Annotated in this window: 17 protein-coding genes; 4 read left to right on the plus strand and 13 right to left on the minus strand. The window is 70.4% G+C overall.

What is annotated here, in order from left to right:
- Positions 1-15 precede the first annotated feature (15 nt).
- The 4 genes from AC3DEV_RS15845 to ctaD form a co-directional block, all read right to left on the minus strand.
- Positions 16-969 carry an esterase/lipase family protein gene (locus AC3DEV_RS15845; RefSeq protein WP_488372718.1) on the minus strand — a complete coding sequence of 318 codons (954 nt, stop codon included), beginning with the start codon at positions 967-969 and terminating at the stop codon, positions 16-18.
- Positions 966-1,937 (minus strand): esterase/lipase family protein, encoded by a 972-nt coding sequence (locus AC3DEV_RS15850; RefSeq protein ID WP_259821610.1) that lies wholly within the window; start codon positions 1,935-1,937, stop codon positions 966-968. The genes AC3DEV_RS15845 and AC3DEV_RS15850 overlap by 4 nt, the downstream gene beginning before the upstream one ends.
- Positions 1,934-3,010, minus strand: a complete 1,077-nt coding sequence (locus AC3DEV_RS15855; RefSeq protein ID WP_488372719.1) for an NAD(P)H-dependent amine dehydrogenase family protein — start codon at positions 3,008-3,010, stop codon at positions 1,934-1,936. Before AC3DEV_RS15855 ends, AC3DEV_RS15850 begins: the two co-directional genes overlap by 4 nt.
- A gap of 66 nt (positions 3,011-3,076) precedes the next feature.
- On the minus strand, positions 3,077-4,846 hold the full coding sequence (gene ctaD, locus AC3DEV_RS15860) for an aa3-type cytochrome oxidase subunit I (RefSeq protein ID WP_488372720.1): 1,770 nt from the start codon (positions 4,844-4,846) through the stop codon (positions 3,077-3,079).
- A 117-nt stretch (positions 4,847-4,963) separates the two neighbouring features.
- Between ctaD and AC3DEV_RS15865 the strand changes: the two genes are divergently transcribed.
- Positions 4,964-5,659 carry a Crp/Fnr family transcriptional regulator gene (locus AC3DEV_RS15865; RefSeq protein WP_488372721.1) on the plus strand — a complete coding sequence of 232 codons (696 nt, stop codon included), beginning with the start codon at positions 4,964-4,966 and terminating at the stop codon, positions 5,657-5,659.
- Positions 5,660-5,665: 6 nt separating this feature from the next.
- On the opposite strand, the gene AC3DEV_RS15870 is transcribed toward AC3DEV_RS15865, so the two are convergent.
- The 3 genes from AC3DEV_RS15870 to AC3DEV_RS15880 all read right to left on the minus strand — a co-directional run bounded on the left by AC3DEV_RS15870 (position 5,666) and on the right by AC3DEV_RS15880 (position 9,091).
- On the minus strand, positions 5,666-7,684 hold the full coding sequence (locus AC3DEV_RS15870) for a M13 family metallopeptidase (protein ID WP_488372722.1): 2,019 nt from the start codon (positions 7,682-7,684) through the stop codon (positions 5,666-5,668).
- 155 nt (positions 7,685-7,839) lie between these two features.
- On the minus strand, positions 7,840-8,391 hold the full coding sequence (locus tag AC3DEV_RS15875; RefSeq protein WP_069390026.1) for a hypothetical protein: 552 nt from the start codon (positions 8,389-8,391) through the stop codon (positions 7,840-7,842).
- Positions 8,392-8,578: 187 nt separating this feature from the next.
- A complete protein-coding gene (locus tag AC3DEV_RS15880) occupies positions 8,579-9,091 on the minus strand; it encodes a DUF4395 domain-containing protein (RefSeq protein WP_488372723.1) in 513 nt (170 codons plus the stop codon).
- Between the two features lie 101 nt (positions 9,092-9,192).
- Here AC3DEV_RS15880 and AC3DEV_RS15885 point away from each other — a divergent pair, with 101 nt between their 5' ends.
- On the plus strand, positions 9,193-9,648 hold the full coding sequence (locus AC3DEV_RS15885; RefSeq protein ID WP_488372724.1) for a hypothetical protein: 456 nt from the start codon (positions 9,193-9,195) through the stop codon (positions 9,646-9,648).
- A gap of 25 nt (positions 9,649-9,673) precedes the next feature.
- Entirely contained in the window at positions 9,674-10,363 is a 690-nt protein-coding gene (locus tag AC3DEV_RS15890) for a pentapeptide repeat-containing protein (protein ID WP_488372725.1), read from the plus strand.
- A gap of 77 nt (positions 10,364-10,440) precedes the next feature.
- On the opposite strand, the gene AC3DEV_RS15895 is transcribed toward AC3DEV_RS15890, so the two are convergent.
- Positions 10,441-10,713, minus strand: coding sequence for a hypothetical protein (locus AC3DEV_RS15895; RefSeq protein WP_067715983.1), 273 nt, complete (start codon positions 10,711-10,713; stop codon positions 10,441-10,443).
- A 245-nt stretch (positions 10,714-10,958) separates the two neighbouring features.
- Here AC3DEV_RS15895 and AC3DEV_RS15900 point away from each other — a divergent pair, with 245 nt between their 5' ends.
- Positions 10,959-12,014, plus strand: coding sequence for a glycoside hydrolase family 25 protein (locus tag AC3DEV_RS15900; RefSeq protein ID WP_488372726.1), 1,056 nt, complete (start codon positions 10,959-10,961; stop codon positions 12,012-12,014).
- Between the two features lie 27 nt (positions 12,015-12,041).
- Here the strand turns inward: AC3DEV_RS15900 and AC3DEV_RS15905 are convergent, their stop codons facing one another.
- The 5 genes from AC3DEV_RS15905 to trmB form a co-directional block, all read right to left on the minus strand.
- Positions 12,042-12,413, minus strand: a complete 372-nt coding sequence (locus tag AC3DEV_RS15905) for a DUF3054 domain-containing protein (protein WP_119193329.1) — start codon at positions 12,411-12,413, stop codon at positions 12,042-12,044.
- 5 nt (positions 12,414-12,418) lie between these two features.
- Positions 12,419-13,750: a lysylphosphatidylglycerol synthase transmembrane domain-containing protein gene (locus tag AC3DEV_RS15910; RefSeq protein WP_163376241.1), complete on the minus strand. Its 1,332-nt coding sequence runs from the start codon at positions 13,748-13,750 to the stop codon at positions 12,419-12,421.
- A 64-nt stretch (positions 13,751-13,814) separates the two neighbouring features.
- Positions 13,815-16,331, minus strand: coding sequence for an MMPL family transporter (locus AC3DEV_RS15915; protein ID WP_488372727.1), 2,517 nt, complete (start codon positions 16,329-16,331; stop codon positions 13,815-13,817).
- 10 nt (positions 16,332-16,341) lie between these two features.
- Positions 16,342-17,016 (minus strand): NYN domain-containing protein, encoded by a 675-nt coding sequence (locus AC3DEV_RS15920; RefSeq protein WP_096906650.1) that lies wholly within the window; start codon positions 17,014-17,016, stop codon positions 16,342-16,344.
- A gap of 47 nt (positions 17,017-17,063) precedes the next feature.
- Complete coding sequence (gene trmB, locus AC3DEV_RS15925; RefSeq protein WP_163376239.1) at positions 17,064-17,822, minus strand: tRNA (guanosine(46)-N7)-methyltransferase TrmB; 759 nt, start codon at positions 17,820-17,822, stop codon at positions 17,064-17,066.
- Positions 17,823-17,879: the final 57 nt, after the last annotated feature.

Below are 17,879 nucleotides of genomic sequence, written 5' to 3' on the forward strand. Positions count from 1 at the left end.
TCGCCGGCGGCGCGGTCACCGGGGCGGAACGGGCGCGAGCACGCCCAGCAGCTGATCCGCGGGAACGCAGCGCGGCGGCGGGCCGGCCTGCTCGACACCACCCGGGTCCCGCGGCCCGCCGAGGGCGTCGATCACCAGGTCCACCGCACGAGGCGACGCCAACACGGTCAGGTGACCCGAGCGGTCGACCTCGCAGCCGTCCTGCAGCCGCACCACGTCCAGGTCCACGAAGTCCGGCACCTCCGGCGCCACCACCGGCCCGGTGAGTTCGTCGTAGTCCGAGGACACCGCCACGTACCGCACCCCGCGCGCGAACGGGACGCCCTCCTCGCCCAGCCACGCGAGCGTCGCCTCGGCGTCCTGCCGCGCGGTGTCGGGTGACAGCACGCCGAGCAGATCGGTGACGAACTCGGGTGGCCCGTCGCCCGACCGGGCGGGATCGGCGCCCAGCGTGACGACGGTGCGCACGGCGTCGGCCCGGGCGGTCGCGGTGACGTAGGAGGCGATGATCGCGCCCTGCGAGTGCCCCACCAGGTCCACCTCGGCGGCCCCGGTGAGCGCACGCACCCGGTCGATCTCTGCGGCGAGCTGCGGCGCGGAGGCGCCGGTGAGCGAGTCGACGCCGCCCACAGACCCGGGGGCGCCGCCGGGTCCGGGTGGCGCGCCCACGGTGGGGGCCCACACGCAGTAGCCCTCGGCGGCCAGTGCGGCGCCGAGGGTGGCCCACGAGTTCCCGCCGTTGAGCCCGGTGCCGTGCACGAGGATCACCGGCGCGGGGCGCTGCGCCGTCGGCCGGCAGTCGTCCCGGTTGATCCCGGGCGGATCGGCCAGGCCGTGGGTGAGTTGGTACGCCGCGCCGTCCCACCACCGCCAGGGCACCTGCGCGTGCGTGGAGGCGGGGGCCGCCACACCAGGGACGACGACGAGGGCCGCCGCCGCGAGCAGTCCCGCGATCCCGGTCCGGGTCACGATCCCGGCAGCGGGGGAATCGGCCCCAGGTACGGGGCGACCGCCTCGCACCGCGGTTCACGCGGGTCGGACGGGTCCAGGGCGCCCAGGATGAAGTCGGCGGTCCGGCCGTCCGAGGCGATGGCCAGGTGCTCGGCCCGGTTCTGCTCACACCCGTCCTGGATGGTGATGTTGGTGGCCTGCGGGCCCTCCACGACACCGGACGTATACGGCTGGACCAGCTGGTCGTAGCGGGTCACGAGGTTGAGGTACGTCACGCCCGGCGCATAGGGGGTGCCGCCCGACCACAGGAGTTCGAGCATGTCCGACCCGGCGGCCATCTGGCCGAGGGACGGCGCGATCTCGACCGCGCGTCCGCGGTCCCCGCTGGCCAGGGCGGTGCCGATCGCCCCGGACCCGGTCCCGCGGGAGCCGTGCCACAGGGGTGCTATCGCGGCGACGGTGTTCACCTTGCCGGGTCGGCCGACCTTGGCGACCAGGCCGGAGACGAGCGTTCCCTGCGAGTGCCCGATGAGGTCCACCTGCTCGGCACCGGTCGAGGCGAGGACACGATCGACGAACTCGCCGACCTGCGGCACCGAGACCTCGGTGATGTCGGACAGACCGCCCAGCATGCTCACCGGCCACGGCTGGCCGGGAAGCGCACCGTAGGTGAGCGTGTAGACGCAGTAGCCCTCGTTGTGCAGCAGTGGTCCGTAGGTGGCCCAGTTGGTGACCGCACCGCCGGAGGTGCCGTGGACCAACACGACGGGGCGCGGCTTGTCGGCGGTGGGGCGGCACGACCAGTCGTTGGCCCCGGGTAGCTCCGCCCCCGGGGCGGTGAGCGCCTGAACCGCCCCGGTGAAGAACGAGTACGGCACCGGCAGCGGCGCCCGCGTCGACGGGTCGGTGGCGTTCGCGGCGCCCGCGCCCGTCACTGCGAGGAGCGCGGCGGCGGTGACGGCCAGGGCGGCCCGCAGGGTTCTCATGTACTCATTAAGCCACGCCCGGTGATCATCGGCAGGTCCTTCGCGTAGACCAGTCCGGGCTCGGCCGCCACGACCGCCTCGACCGCGTTGACCAGTCGCATCGCGGTGATGAGCATGCCGGAGACATTGTGGTCTCCGTGCTCGGCGTGGTGGCCGAACTCCACCCGCATCGCGGGCTCGCCGGCGATCTCGATGCGGTAGCACCCGTCCCCGTGGTCGGGCCGCGGCCAGTCGGGAGCCTGGCCGGGCGCGGTGCGGGTCACGTGTTCCAGGACGATGCGGTCCTCGCCGTCGACCTGTCCCACCACCTCGAACCGCAACGCCGCCTGCGTCCCCGCCGGGACCTCACACGCCAACAAGGTCAGGTCGCGGTCCGCGGGCAGGCGCTCGTGGCGCTCCACCAGTGGTTCGTCCAGGGTGACCTCGAGAGCGGCCGCGATTTGGCGCACCACCGAGCCCCAGCCCGCCGCGAGCATCCCCGGTCGCAGCAGTGGCGGAAGCGTGTCCATGGATGCGCCGAAGCCGAACAGCCGCCGCATGGTCTCGCCCTGGTGGTACACGGAGTAGTCGGCGATCTCGCCCACGCGGATGTGGTCGATCCGCCGGGACAGGCTCGTCATGGCCAGCGGCAGGACGTCGTTGGCGCAGCCGGGGTCGATGCCGTTGACGTGCAGCGTGGCGCCGCCCTCGCGTCCGGCCGCCGCCAGCTCGGAGATCATCTCCTCGGGCAGTGTGCCGTGCGGGTACTGCAGCAGGACCGGGCCGGAGGCCACCACGTTGACGCCGGCGCGCAGGAAGCGGCCGAAGTCGGACATGGCCTCCATGAACCGGGTCTCGGTCTCGGCGGTGTACACCACCGCGTCGGGCTCCAGCGCGAGCAGCGCGGCGGTGTCATCGGTGGCCTCGACGCCCAGCTCACGGCCCATGCCGGCGAGCCGCCCGGCGTCCGCGCCGACCTTGGCCGGGTCGGAGACGAACACGCCCACCAGGTCCAGCTCGGGGCGGGCGTCGATCGCCTCGACCGCCATCCGGCCCAGATACCCCGTCGACCATTCCACCACGCGGATCGTCATGGGCACCGACCCTATCGGTCGCCCCCTACCGGCGGAGGGGTCTTCCGCCGGACCGCCCCGCGGCACTCACCTGTCCTGGGGCGAGGGCCCGCGCTCGCCGACGTCCTTGGACGAGTCCGGGTCCTGTGCACTACCCCGTCCACCGACGTGGGCCTCCGCGCGCATCCGATCGCTCATGTGCGGGTAGTGCAGCTCGAACGCGGGGCGTTCGGAGCGGATTCGCGGCAGCGTCACGAAGTTGTGGCGCGGCGGCGGGCAGGAGGTCGCCCACTCGAGGGAGTTGCCCGCGCCCCACGGGTCGTCGACGGTGACGATCGGTCCGTAGCGCCAGCTCCTGATGATGTTCCAGATGAACGGCAGCATCGCGATGCCGAGGACGAACGAGCCGATCGTGGAGATCTGGTTGAGGACCGTGAAGTTGTCCGACTCCAGGTAGTCGGCGTACCGGCGCGGCATGCCCTGGTTGCCCAGCCAGTGCTGGACCAGGAAGGTCAGGTGGAAGCCGATGAACGTCAGCCAGAAGTGCCACTTGCCCAGCCGCTCGTCGAGCATCCGGCCCGTCATCTTGGGGAACCAGAAGTACACGCCGGCGAAGGTGGCAAAGACGACGGTGCCGAAGAGTACGTAGTGGAAGTGCGCCACCACGAAGTACGAATCGTGCACCTGGAAGTCAATCGGCGGCGACGCGAGCATGACTCCCGTCAGTCCGCCGAACAGGAACGACACCAGGAACCCCAGAGCGAAGAGCATGGGGGTCTCGAACGTCATCTTCCCGCGCCACATCGTGCCGATCCAGTTGAAGAACTTCACCCCCGTGGGCACGGCGATGAGGTACGTCATGAACGCGAAGAACGGCAGCAGCACTGCGCCGGTGACGAACATGTGGTGCGCCCACACTGCCATCGACAGTGCCGCGATCGCGAGGGTCGCGAAGACCAGCCCGGCGTAGCCGAACAGCGGTTTCCGGGAGAAAACCGGCAGGATCTCGGTGATGATGCCGAAGAACGGTAGCGCGAGGACGTACACCTCGGGGTGACCGAAGAACCAGAACAGGTGCTGCCAGAGGATTGCCCCGCCGTTACCGGGGTCGTAGATCCGACCACCGAAGGTGCGGTCGTAGAACACCCCCATCGCGGCCGCGGTGAGCAACGGAAAGATCAGCAGGATCAGCACTGAGGTGACGAGGATGTTCCACGTGAAGATCGGCATCCGGAACATGGTCATGCCCGGTGCGCGCAGGCAGATGATGGTGGTGACGAAGTTGACCGCACCGAGGATCGTGCCGATACCGCCGATGCCCACGCCGAGGATCCACAGGTCCGCCCCCACGCCCGGGGAGTGGATCTTGTCCGCCAGCGGCATGTACATGGTCCAGCCGAAGGACGCCGCGCCGCCGGGGGTCAGGAAGCCCGACAGCACAATGACGCCGCCGAAGGTGAACAGCCAGAAGCCGAACGCGTTGAGCCGGGGGAACGCCACGTCGGGGGAACCGATCTGCAGCGGCATGATGTAGTTGCCGAACCCGATGACGATCGGCGTCCCGTAGAACAGCAACATCACGGTGCCGTGCATCGTGAACAACTGGTTGTACTGCTCGTTCGACAGGAACTGCATGCCCGGGAGGAACAGTTCGGTCCGGATGAGCAGCGCCATCAGACCACCGATGGCGAAGAACGCGAAGCACGTGGAGATGTACATGAGGCCGATCAGCTTGTGATCGGTCGTCGTCAGCGTCTTCCACACCGCAGAGCCCGGACGCCCTGCACCTGTGGGGACGCCCGGCGGATGGTCGAGCTGATGGGCCGGATGCGTGGGCGGTACGAGAACCTCAGACATATCTTCCCCGATCATTCGTGCTACCGAAGATAGGTCGACGCCACCGACTTCGCATTGATGTACGTCAACTTCGAGTGAGCAATTCCACACGCTGGGCTGACGGGGGACACTGGGGGCATGAGCGCACACGGGGACGATTCCGGATTCGCCGGATCCGCGAGGTTCGCCGACTCGATCCTGTTCGCCTCGTTGCCGCCCAGGTGTGGGGCCGCGCTGGTCGCCTCTGCGCGGCAGAGCACGGCGAGGCCAGGCGCGGTGGTGCAGGTGACCGGGGAACCGGTGGGCCGCCTGGCGGTGGTCACGGCCGGTACCCTCCACGTCGCCCGAGAGGACCGGTCCGGTCACCAGCGTCACGTCCGGGTCCTCGGCCCCGGGAGTCATCTCGGGCTGGTGGAGTACGCGCTGGGCTGCCCTGCCCGTCACACCGTCGTGGCCGCGGAGGCCACCACGCTGGAAAGCGTGTCGCACGACGCGCTTCGTTCGGTGGCCGCCGCGTGCCCGGTCCTACACGATTCGATCACGCGCGCGCTGGCCCGGAAGGTGGTCGACTGCGAACAGCACCTCGCGTCGCTCACCTCGGAGGACGTGGTCACGCGCCTGTCGGGCTACCTCGCGTCGTTGCCCGGGTCGACCCGACCAGACGGGCGGACCCGGGTTCGACTACCCCTGTCCCAGGCCGATCTCGCCACGCATCTGGGCACGACCCCGGAGACGCTGAGTCGTCGACTGCACGAGCTCATCGCCTCCGGAGCGGTCGAGAGGGTCGCGCGGCGGGAGTTCGACCTCGACCACCGCCGACTCACCGGCGCCTGAACACGCTCACCAGATGCTGACGCGCTCCTCGGGGGCGAGCCACAGGCCGTCGTCCTCGGTCACGCCGAAGGCGGCGTGGAAGTCGTCGAGGTTGCGCACCACCTGATTGCAGCGGAACTCCGGCGGGGAGTGCGGGTCTACGGCGAGCCGGCGGGCGGCCTCCTCGGCGCGGGTCTTGGTGCGCCACACGATCGCCCACGAGGTGATGAGCCGCTGGATGCCGGTCATCCCGTCGATCTCCGGACCCACCTCGGTGCCCTCGGCGGGTTCGCCGTCGGCGCCCTGCGCCAGCCGGTAGGCCAGCAGCGCGATCGTCAGTCCGCCCAGGTCGCCGATGTTCTCCCCCACCGTGAAGGCCCCGTTGACGTGGTCCTTGTCCGAGTCCAGGCCGTCGGGGGTGAGGCCCTCGTACTGGGCGATCAGTGCCTCCACGCGGGTTCCGAACGCCTCGCGATCGTCGTCGGTCCACCAGTCGACCAGGTTGCCGTCGCCGTCGTACTTCGCTCCCTGGTCGTCGAAGCCGTGGCCGATCTCGTGCCCGATCACCGCGCCGATCGCCCCGTAGTTGGCGGCGTCGTCGGCGTCGGCGTCGAAGAACGGCGGCTGCAGGATGGCGGCCGGGAAGACGATCTCGTTCATCACCGGGTTGTAGTAGGCGTTGACCGTCTGCGGCGTCATGTGCCACTCACCGCGGTCGACCGGGCCGCCGAGCTTGCCCAGCTCGTAGTGGTGCTCGAACTCGGCGGACCGGCGCACGTTGCCGAGCAGGTCGTCGGCGCGGACCTCGAGCGCCGAGTAGTCGCGCCACTTGTCGGGGTAGCCGATCTTGGGCACGAACGCCTCGAGCTTGTCCAGCGCCCGCTCGCGGGTGGCCGGGGTCATCCACGGCAGCCGACTGATCGAATAGCGGTAGGCCTCGGTGAGGTTCTCCACCAGCTCGACCATCCGCGCCTTGTGGCCGGGCGGGAAGTGCCGGGCCACGTACTCCTTGCCGACCTCCTCGCCGAGGGCGGCCTCGACCGCGCCGACGCCGCGCTTCCAGCGGGCCTTGATCTCCTCGGTGCCGGACATGACGGTGCCGTAGAAGCGGAAATTCTCGTCCACCAGGTCCGAGGTCAGGAACGGCGCCCGGGAGGAGACGGTCCGCCAGCGCAGCCATTCCTTCCACGTCTCGAGCGGCTCGCCCGACCACAGCTCGGCCACTGCGGTGAGGAAGTCGGGCTGCATCGCCACGAGCCGGCCGAACGTCTCCTCGGTGCCGCCGAGCTCGCGGGCCCAGTCGTGCCACGGGAAACCGGGTGCCTGCTGCGGCAACTCGTCCCAGGTGACGGGGTTGTAGGTCTTGTCCGCGTCGCGACGGGCCACCACGTCCCAGTGGGCGGCGGCGATGCGGGTCTCCAGCGCGACGATCCGCTCGGCGGTCCGGCGGGCCCCGGTCTCCCCGTCCACGTCGTCGACCAGCCCGGCGAGGTCGAGCATCCGGGCGATGTGGTCGGTGTACTGCTCGCGCATCTCGGCGTACTGGTCCTCGCGGTAGAAGGACTCGTCCGGCAGCCCGATGCCGTACTGCACCAGGTAGAGGATGTACTCGCTCGAGTTCTTGGCGTCGTTGTTGACGTAGGCACCGATCAGCCCGCCGACGCCCACCTTCTCCAGCCGTGCCATCGCCAGCGCGAGCGAGTCGGCGTCGGTCGCACCGTCGATCTCGGCCAGATCGGGCGCGAGCGCGGCCACGCCAGCGGCCTCGACGGCATCGGTGTCCATGAAGGAGGCGTAGAAGGCGCCGATCTGCGAGTCGACCGGGGCGTCGGTGATGATGTCGCGCACCCGCTCCTCGGACAGGTCGCGCAGGGCGAGGAACGCACCGTCGATCGGCCGGTCGGCGGGGATCACGTGCTCACGGATCCAGGTGCCGTTGACGTGCTGGTAGAGGTCGTCCTGGGGCCGGACGTCCGGATCGACGTACTGCAGGTCGAGGCCCGAGGGACGGGGCGCGTCGGTGGTGGGGATCTCGGTCGCTGTCATGTGACCAGGTTACGTAAGTGGTCGCGGGGTGGGCGGTCGGCACGACGTCGGAGGTCGCCACCTCCGTGACGACGACGAGGCGGGCCGACGGGATGCGCCGAACCGGTGAGGCGGGCCGGTGGTCGTGGATGCCGCGCGCGGCTGCCGGACGCGGGTCAGGGCAGGCCGTGGCGGGCGTTGTGATCCTTGGCGCCCTGGTAGGCGTCGACCATCCCCCAGATCCAGAACCCGAACATGATGGGCAGTCCGATGAGGATGACCGAGAGCAGAGCACCCACGAGGTAGCCGGCGAGGATGCCCACACCCCTACCGGCCCGGCCAACCAGCATCGTCCCCAGGCCGGGCACGAGGAGGGACGCCACCAGCATCAGCGCCGGGTCCTTGCGGGCCGCCGGCGGGAACTGACCGTAGGACTGCATCCCGTACCGCTGACCATAGGACTGCATCCCGTACGGCTGCTGCGCCCCGTAGGCGTACTCGGCGCCGTAGAAGGGCTGCGCGCCGTACTGACCCGGGTCGAACTGACCGCCGCCCTGCGGGCTCCCGTACGGCGGGGTTCCGTACTGCGGGCTCCCGTACTGCTGACCGCCGTAGCCGCCGGCCCCGTACTGCTGACCGCCGTCGTGACCGGGCCACTGCTCGTTCGCCCGACCGCCGAACGGGTCGTCGGGCCGGTCGGAGGCGTTGCCGTCAGCGGGAGTACTCATGGGTCCACAGTATCGCGGCACCACGACAGGTCGTCCGCGATCAAGACCGCTCACACCGCCACCACAAGCGGCCCCGGCTCCACGTCCTCGCTGGCCTACGCTGCCCGATTGCACACTCATCGAGGGGTTGGGCTGCGTGAATGGACCATCGCGGGCGCGTAGCCGGGAGGTCCTCCCGGGCCGCCCTTTAATTGCGGGCCGTCATCCCGGGCCGCGCCCAGATGTCCGCGCAGTCCACGCACGCGTCCTCCGAGACGATGCCGACCCGCTGGAGCTGCCCGTACATCCAGCAGCCCAGGCAGAAGCCGAGCGCGGCCTCGGCGAGCGCGGCGGCGACCAGCACACCGAGCACGACGCTGCCCGCCACCGCGAACCCGGCGAGGAACAGTCCGAACGCGATCGAGGACATCACCAGGCCGATCGTCTGGGCGAATCGCTTGGGCGCGCCGGCGACCATCTTGGGCTCGTCGCTGACCCGGGGCGCGAGCACATGGACCGACAGGCGACCGAACGGCGAGTACCGCGGGCCGCCGGCAACCCGGAGCGCGAAACCCACCACCAGCGCTCCCGCCAGCCATGTCCTGGCGGGCTCGGGAGCGAGGAGGGTGATCACCGCGAGCGTCACCACGAGGGCGGCGGTGCACCGCGCGGCGTAGTCGTTGACGATCTCGGGGAAGACGAACGCTTCTCGCAGACTCACAGTTCTCGCTCCTCACGCACTCCGATAGACCGATCGGTCTATCTCGCGGACCAGAGTACGCCTGCGCCCCACGGATTCCCAGATGCCGCTAGTGTCGGCCCATGATCCCCGGTAGAGCAGCGGCCGGCACCGTCGTCGCGGCGGCCGCGTCACTCGCATTGGCGCTGTCCGGGTGCGGCCAGGTCAGCGTCGGAGACCAGACCCCCGGGACCGCGGAACCCGCCGTCCCGGCCACGGCCACCTCGACCATCGCGACGGCCACCTCATCCCCGGGAGCCGCGGCCCCCACCGCGACGACGCCGCCCCCGACGCCCGGGCCGGCGGCCACCCCGGGCTGCGGGGCACTGACCGAACCCGTCCACCGGCTCGTCCACGGCACCGACGACGACCGCGAGGCAACCTCGGCCGAGGTCCGCCGCCTCGCCGACGGGGTCACCGACAACGCGCTGTCCGCGGTGGCGAGTCGACTGTCGGGCATCGCCGTGCAGCCGACCGTTTCCCCGGCAGCGCTGGAGGCCCAGTGGGACCAGTTCCGGCGACTCTGCGACCTTCCCTGATCGCGCCCCCTCTACGCTGACGGCCGTGCCCCCACCGCTGCGTCGCCGTTCGAACTCACCCCGTCCACCCGCCGCCCCCGTCGTCCCCAGGCGGGAGCAGCTCGAGCCGCCGCGCACCGAACTCGAGACGGACGGCCTGTGGGACGGGGTCCTGGCCGCCGCCGAACACGCGCCCGACCCGGAGGAGGGCGAGGCGCAGATCGGCGGGATGGAGATCCGGGAATCCGCACTCGAGAACCTCCGGTTGAGCGGCGCCCGCGCGGACGGCCTGAGGCTGACCGATGTCGTGATCAGCGGCTGCGACCTGTCGGGACTGGTGGCCGACGGCGCCTCGCTCACCCGCGTGAGGTTCGCGGGCTGCCGACTGACCGGGATCGTGCTGTCCGACGCACGACTGACCGACGTGACATTCGAGGACTGCCACGCGGACATGATCAACCTACGGATGGCCCGACTGCAGCGGGTCCGCCTCGCCTCGACACGGTGCCGGCAGGCCGACCTGCTCGAGGCGCGCATCGCCGATCTGACCACCGAGGGCTCCGACCTGCGTGGGGCCGCGTTCGACCGGGCCACCCTCTCGGCCGTGGACCTGCGCGGCGCCGACCTGGAGGACCTACGCGGGGCGTCGGCATTGCGGGGCGCCCTCATCTCGCCCGACCAGGTGCTGGGCGTGGGCCTGGCGCTGATCGGCGAGGCGGGGATCCGGGTCGACTGACCGGCCACCCGCATCCGGCCGCACACATCCGACCGCCCGACGTCAGGGCGCAGCGCGTCGAGTCGCTCGAGGAGAGCTCAAATCAGGTGCGAGGCGGACTCGCGCCACTGGTTCACTGCGCGGTTGATGATCGCCTGGAGCTGCAGGATCTGGTCACGATCGGTGAGCGTGATGCCCTCGGCCCCGGTCTGTAGCCGCAACTCGGGAACGCCCCGCCCCGCGCCGTGCTCGTCCAACATCACGGTCTCGGCGACCGACACCTCCAGGAAGGGGTCGTCGCCCGGGCCATCGACCTCGGTCACGAGGTCCTGGCGGTAACGCGGGGTGGTCAGGTCGATCGCATTGTTCATTGAGGGGCACTCCCGACTGGTCGGTGGGATTGCCTTAATAGTAGGTGAAGAAACCAGGTCACCGAACGCGTGGGACAGCGTGTTACAGGTTGTGATCAACCCGTGATCCCGGCCACTCTCCGGCCACCCTCCGGCCACTCTCCCGGCGCCTCACCGCGACCGCCATGCGGACCGGAACTAGACAGATGTGGGAAATGTTGCCTGAGTTGCTTGTGTGACTGGAGGGGTTGCAACATACTCAGCCCATGACATCTGCCGGACCGTCGGCCCGACGCGCCCCCCTTCCCCGCCTTCTCGTCGCCGTGGCCTCTGCAGCAGCTCTTTCCCTCGGCCTCCTCGTCGTCGTCATCTCCCCGCGCGCCGACGCCGGCGTCCCCCTGGCGCCCGCCTACCACGGCCTCGCGCAGGGGGTCGACGCCGCGAGCTGGCAGCACCCGCACGGTGCCGGCGTCGACTGGCACGCGGCCGCCGCGTCCGGGCAGTCCTTCGCCTTCATCAAGGCCACCGAGGGCACCGGACCCGCCAACCGCTACTACGAGTCCGACGTCGCCGATGCGCGCGCCGCCGGCATGCTCGTCGGCAGCTATCACATGGCGCGCCCCGCCATGGACCCCGCGCAGCAGGCCCACGCGTTCGCCGACCGACTGCAGTCCGTCGGCGGCCCGCAGCTCCCGCCGGTGCTCGATCTGGAGAAGGACGAGGGCCTCGACCCCGCCGAGCTGGCCGACTGGACGCAGGTCTTCCTCGACACTCTCGCCCACCGGACCGGTCGCGCGCCGATCCTCTACACCTACCGCTACTTCTGGATCGATCGGATGGCCAACACCCACCGCTTCGCCGAGTTCCCGCTGTGGCTCGCCGAGTACGGGGTGTCCGAGCCCACCCTGCCCGTGATCGGCGGCTGGAACGAGTGGCTGTTCTGGCAGCGCTCCGAGACCGGTGAGGTGCCCGGCTTCACCGACGCCGTGGATCTCAACGTCTTCGCCGGAACCCGCGACGACCTCCACGCCTGGCTCGGCCACGTCGAGCCCGCACCCGCACCCGCACCCGCGCCAGCCCCCGCACCCGAATCCACACAGGAGCCCGCACCGGCGCCGCCTCCCCCGCCCGCCCCAGAGCTCGTGTCGGACCGCGAGATCGTCGAGGCGCCCGCCGGGATCCCGCCGGAGGCACCCGTCCCGGTCGAGCCGTTCACGATCCCCGTACCGCGCGACCTGCCGGCCCCGGACGGGGTGCGCCTAGCGGAGACCATCGAGATCCCCCGCGAGGTCGTGGCCCAGCTGCCGCCCGGAATGCGCTGACCCGGAATGCGCTGACCGCGGGGGACGTCAGCGCGGTGCGGGTTCGCGTCGCCGCACCACGGCGGCGCGGATCGCACGCCATCCGATGAGGAGGACGGCGGTGACGACGCCCGCCACCACCATGAAGCTCCAGTGCGGCACACGCCCGTCACCGAGACCGCGGATCACCATGCCCACCACCAGCGTGGCCAGCCACAGCAGTACGCCCGACCCGACGGCGGCGGGCGGGCGGCGGGTCGTCAGCAGGATCAGCCACCCCACTGCCAGCCCGATGAGGAACGGCCACGCCGTACCCCAGACCTGGGCCACGCCGAGCCCCTCGGAGTGCGCGCCCCGGCCGAACGTGGAGAACACCACCACCAACACCGCATCGAGCACGATCATCACCGGCACGGCCACACGACTCACCGTCTCTTCCCCTCCCGTCGCTCGCTCGCGCTGACCGAGCAGGACGCATCGCCGGCCTCGTCGTCCACGACCCCGTCCTCACGCACGCGCAGTAGCGGGATGGGACCCGAGTCGTGGTGCACGTGGGGCCGCCACGGTGTGCCCTTGAGCGGCCACATCGCCGAAATCCCGGCCGGCGGGGCCGCCGCGACGGTCTGCCGCGACGCGGCGGTATACGCCGCCGCGGGGGACGGAGAGGGGGACGACGACGAGGTGTTCTCCCCCGGGTCGTCGGCGTCGTCCGGGTCGGCGTCGGGGTCGAGGTCCACGGCACCCCGGTAGAAGAGGAAGAAGACCACCCAGCCGGCCAGGGCGACCAGCACGAAGCTGACGATGCGGTAGACGAACACCGTCGCGAACGCCTGATGCGCGCCGAGCCCGCCCGCGGTCAGGGTCGTGATGAGCGCGAACTCCACGGTCCCCAGCCCGCCGGGGGTGATGGGCGCGCTGGCCACGATCTTGCCGGTCACGTAGGCGATGCACAGCCCGCCGATGCTGTGTTGGGCACCGACGGCGTTGGCCGCCGCCCACAGGCAGCCGATGTCGGCGACCCAGTTGAGCAGGGAGAACGCGAAGGCCTTGGACAACTGCGTCTTGGTCAGTTCGACGGCCTCGGCCTGCTCGACGACCTTGCGCACCGCGGCGGCACCGTGGTCGGCGGGCTTGCGACGCCGCGCGTTGACCCACTCGAGGAGCGCCAGGAGAGACCCCTCGATCCTGTCGGGGTTCCGGGCGGCCCACTGGACCACCACCACGATCCCCACCAGACCCATGGCCGAGAGCGCCAGCAGGAACGGGTTGGACACCGTCCCCACCAGGAAGAAGCCGAGCAGCGCCAGCAGGACGATGCCGACGGTCGACAGCACGCCGGAGATGACGAGTTGCCACGAGGCGACGACGCGGGTGGCTCCCCACTGCCGGGTCTTGCGGTACGTCAGGGTGGTGCCGAAGACCTGGCCGCCCGGGATGCTCGTGGAGAACGCGTTGGCGGAGAAGACCAGGCCGACGCTGCCCCAGTAGCCCACCCTGACACCGGCGGACTGCAGCAGCAGCTTCTGTACCGAGCCGTAACTCGACATCGACAGGTAGGAGAACACCAGCGCGGCCGCGACCCAACCCCAGTGCGGGCGGGTGACGGCCTCGAATCCCTCGGCGAAGAACGGCATCTGGCCACGGAGCCAGTAGAGGATGAAGCCCAGGACAGTCAGGGTCGCGATGGCCTTGAACCACGGATTGCCCAGGACCACCCGGATGCGACGCCGCGCCTCGGCGCCCCGCGTGCCCATCATCGACCCACCATAACCAAAGGATCCGACCCGGCCCAGGACCCACACCGCCGGGCCCTGGCGGGCGTCACGCGTCGCGTCCCTGCTGACGTTCCCGCATCAGACGGGCGATCAGGTCGGAGGCGGGGATCTTCCCCTCCTCGGTGGTGTCGGGTTCCTCGTCGTACTCGGGGTCACGGACCGGCTCGAACTCCGCCTCCGGCTCGGTCTCCGGCCCGGACCGCCACTCCGCCTCCGGCTCAAGTTCCGGCTCGAACTCCGGCTCCGGCTCGGCCCCGGGCTCGCGGTCGAGCACACCCACGCCCGTGGTGGGTGCGGCGACCCCCGGCTGTCCGGCGCCCTCGGAATCCGCGGAGTCCGCAGCGTTCGCGGAGTCCGCGGCGGGGACCGGCTCGGCGGCACCGGTGGTGGCGGATCGGCCGGTGAGCAGCTCGGGCTCGTCGTCGATCTCCGCCTCGCCGAGGCCGATCCTTTCCTGGACGCGCTTCATCCACCCGGGCGCCCACCAGTTGTCGGTGCCGAGCATCTGCATGACCGCCGGCACGAGCAGCATGCGGATCACGGTGGCGTCGATGATGAGCGCGGCGATCATGCCGAACGCGATGTACTTCATCATCACGATCTCGGAGAACGCGAACGCGCCGGTCACCACGATGAGGATGAGCGCGGCCGAGGTGATGATCCGGCCGGTGTTGGCCACACCGCTGCGGATGGCCTCCGTGGTGCGGGCGCCGCGCGAGCGTGCTTCGACCATCCGCGAGACCAGGAACACCTCGTAGTCCGTGGACAGCCCGTAGATGATCGCCATGAGCAGCACCACGACCGGCGAGGTGAGCGGGCCGGCGGTGAATCCGAGCAACCCGGACAGGTGCCCGTCGACGAAGATCCAGGTGAGGATGCCGAGAGTGGCGCCGAGCCCGAGCAGGTTCATGATCGCGGCCTTGATCGGCAGCACCAGCGACCCGAACGCCAGGAACATGAGGAGCGTGGTCGCCAGTAGGACGTACAGCACGAACCACGGCAGACCGTCGACCAGGGCCTCGACCGAATCGCGCTCCATGGCCGGGTTGCCGCCGACGTACACCTCGGTGTCCGCGGGGATCGGGAAGGACTGCAGGTACTCGACGGTCTCGGCGGCGTCGTTCCGGTCGATCACGCCGGTCTGCAACACCACCACGTCGCGCCCCTGCGCGTCCTGCTCGCCCGAGCGGGCGAACTGGAACGGACCGGTCAGACCCGGCGCCTCGTTGGCCGCCGAGCGGATCTGCGACAGGGTCGCCCCGTCGGAGCCGATCACCACGAGCTTGACCGGGTCGGTGCGGGTGCCGGGGAAGTTCTCGTCGTACTGCTCCTGCGCGACGCGGGTGGTGTTGTCCGGCGGGAGGTAGGTCTCGTTGATGCCGCCGAACTTCACGCCGGAGAACGGGATGATGAGCGCGACCAGCACCACGACGACGGGGATGGCCACAGCCACCGGGCGCTTCATGGAGAAGTCGGCGACGCGACCGAACAGGCCGTTCTCCACCTGCTCGCGCGAGCGGTGACGCTGCAGTCGCTTGATGCCGAGCATGTCGATGCGGTGGCCGAGCAGCATCAGCACGGCCGGCAGGAGCGTCACCGACAGTGCGGCGGCGAGGATGACGGCGGCGATCGCGCCGTAGGCGACGGACTTGAGGAAGGCCTGCGGGAAGATGAGCAGCCCGGACAGGGTCACGCCCACCATGACCGCCGAGAACACCACGGTCCGGCCGGCGGTGGCCACTGCCCGGCGCACCGCCGCGTCCGGTGGGTAGCCCTCGGCCATCTCCTCCCGGAACCGGCTCACCACGAACAGGCCGTAGTCGATCGCCAGGCCCAGGCCGATCAGGGTCACCACGTTCTGGGCGAAGGAGTTCACCGGGGTGACCAGCGACAGCAGGTGCAGCGCCCCGAGCGAACCGAGGATCGTGAGCACGCCCACCGCGACCGGCATGAACGCGGCCACGACACCACCGAACACCACGATCAGCAGCAGGAACACCAGCGGCAGCGCGATGAGCTCGGCGCGGACCAGGTCGGCGTCCATCCCGTCCTGCAGCGCACCGGCGACCGCCTGCACACCCGCGACGTCGGTCTGGATTCCGTCGATGGCGATCTCGTCCTCGATCACCCGAAAGTTCTCGAGGATCTCCTCCTCCTCGCCGGCGATCTGGATGGAGGCCACGACGATGCCCTCGTCCCTGTTGACCAGGGCCGGGGACTGGTTGAACACGAAGCTGGTGACGCCGGTGACCTCGTCGGGGTGCTCGGTGCGGATCGACTCGAGTGAGGCGCGGATCGGGTCCTGGAAGGCGGGATCGTCGACCGAGGTGCCCTCGGGTGCGTGGTACGACACCACGACGTCGCCGAGCGCATCGCGTCCGTACGCCTCCTGCTCGAGCTGTTCGGCGGTCGCCCACCCGCTGTCGGGGTCCTCGAACCCGCCCTGACCGAACGGGTTGCCGAACGCGGTCCCGGCGAGGCTGATGAACGCCATGACGAGAACCGAGCACACCAGGACCAGCACGCGGCGGTGGGCGACGAACCGCCCGAGTGAGTTGAACACCGGGGAACTCCTAGCGCGAGGTGAGCAGGGCCGTGAGCGGCCGCAGCGGCTGCAGCCAGGCACCCTCGTCGGGCAGGTTCTCGAGGCTGACCCGGGGCAGCGGCTCGCGGAACACACCGGGGATGTCCTCGAGGTCGAGGAACGTGATGGTGTCGTGCTGGACGGCCCAGGTGGCGTGCTCGCGGAACCCGATCACCGTGACCGGGATGTCGTGGGCGAGGTCCTCTAGCGGTTCGCGGAACGCCTGACCGTCGGCCGACGCCACCACCACGCCCGCGAGGCGGCCGGAGCCGGCCCGCAGGTCGATGTGCTGGAGCATGTCCTCGTCGACGTCGGAGTCGTCGCTGGTCTTGGGCTTTGCGAACACGGCGAAGCCGACGTTGCGCAGCGCCTCGACCCACGGCCGGACGTTGTCCGAGGTGCCCTGGACGATGTTGGTGAAGACCGTCGCCTCGGCCTCGAGGGTGTCCTCGGTCTGCAGGGACAGGTCGGCGGTGTACCCGAGCAGCCAGCGGCCGAGCGCGTCGAAGCGCGGCCGGTAGATCGCGGTGGGGCGGCCGCCCAGGATGGACCCCAGCCCCATGTCGACGTTGGGCGCGTCCCACACCAGGAGCACCACTCCCGGGGCGTCGGGCGTGACCACGTCCGTCGTGTCGTGGTTGCGCATCTCGTCAGGTGGGGTCATCGCGTCCGCCTCGGTCGTCGTGGTTCGGGGGCTGTGGAGAAGGGGCGTCAGTTCGTACGACGCCAGAGGAATTCGTTGATCACTCGTTCCTCCTGCAGCCCCTTGCCCTCGAACTTCGTCACGGGTCTGTCAAGACTGAACGGTACGTGCCCGAGGTCGGTCGCGGGGTCCAGCCGTCTCAGCGCGGGCTCGGCGTCGCCGGTCTCGCCGATCCACTCGGCGTAGTCGGCGTGGTCCGTGGCCACGTGCAACACGCCGCCGGGCGCCAGGCGTGAGGCGATGAGCTCGAAGGTGCCGGACTGCAGCAGCCGCCGCTTGTGGTGGCGGGCCTTGGGCCAGGGGTCGGGGAAGAACACGCGGACGCCGGTCAGGCTCGCCGGCGCGATCATGTTGGTGAGCACGTCCACGCCGTCGCCGCGGATCATGCGCACGTTCTCGAGCCCCTCGCGCAGGATCATGCCCAGCAGCTGTGCCAGTCCGGGCTGGTAGACCTCCACGGCGATCACGTCGACGTCCGGCTCGGCGGCGGCCATCGCGGCGGTCGAGGTCCCGGTCCCGGACCCGATCTCCACGATCAACGGTGCGCGGCGCCCGAACATCTGCTCCGGGTCCACGGTCTCGTCGGAGACGTTGCGTCCGTAGGTGGGCCAGTGCTCCTCCCAGTTGCGCTGCTGGCCCGGCCGCAGGGTTCCGCGGCGGAACCGGTAGGCCGTCACCCGGGGGAACAGACGGGCACTGTCGTCGGGAGTGACACCGTCGTCCGGGGTCCCGTCAGCCGCCGGGGCGGGGTTCTCGCTCTGGTTCACCCGGCCATCATCCCGTAATCCGTGGTCGGGTTACGAATCCGACCGGGCGTCCCCGTC

This window comes from Dietzia sp. IBK-p2-15D (assembly GCF_057773105.1).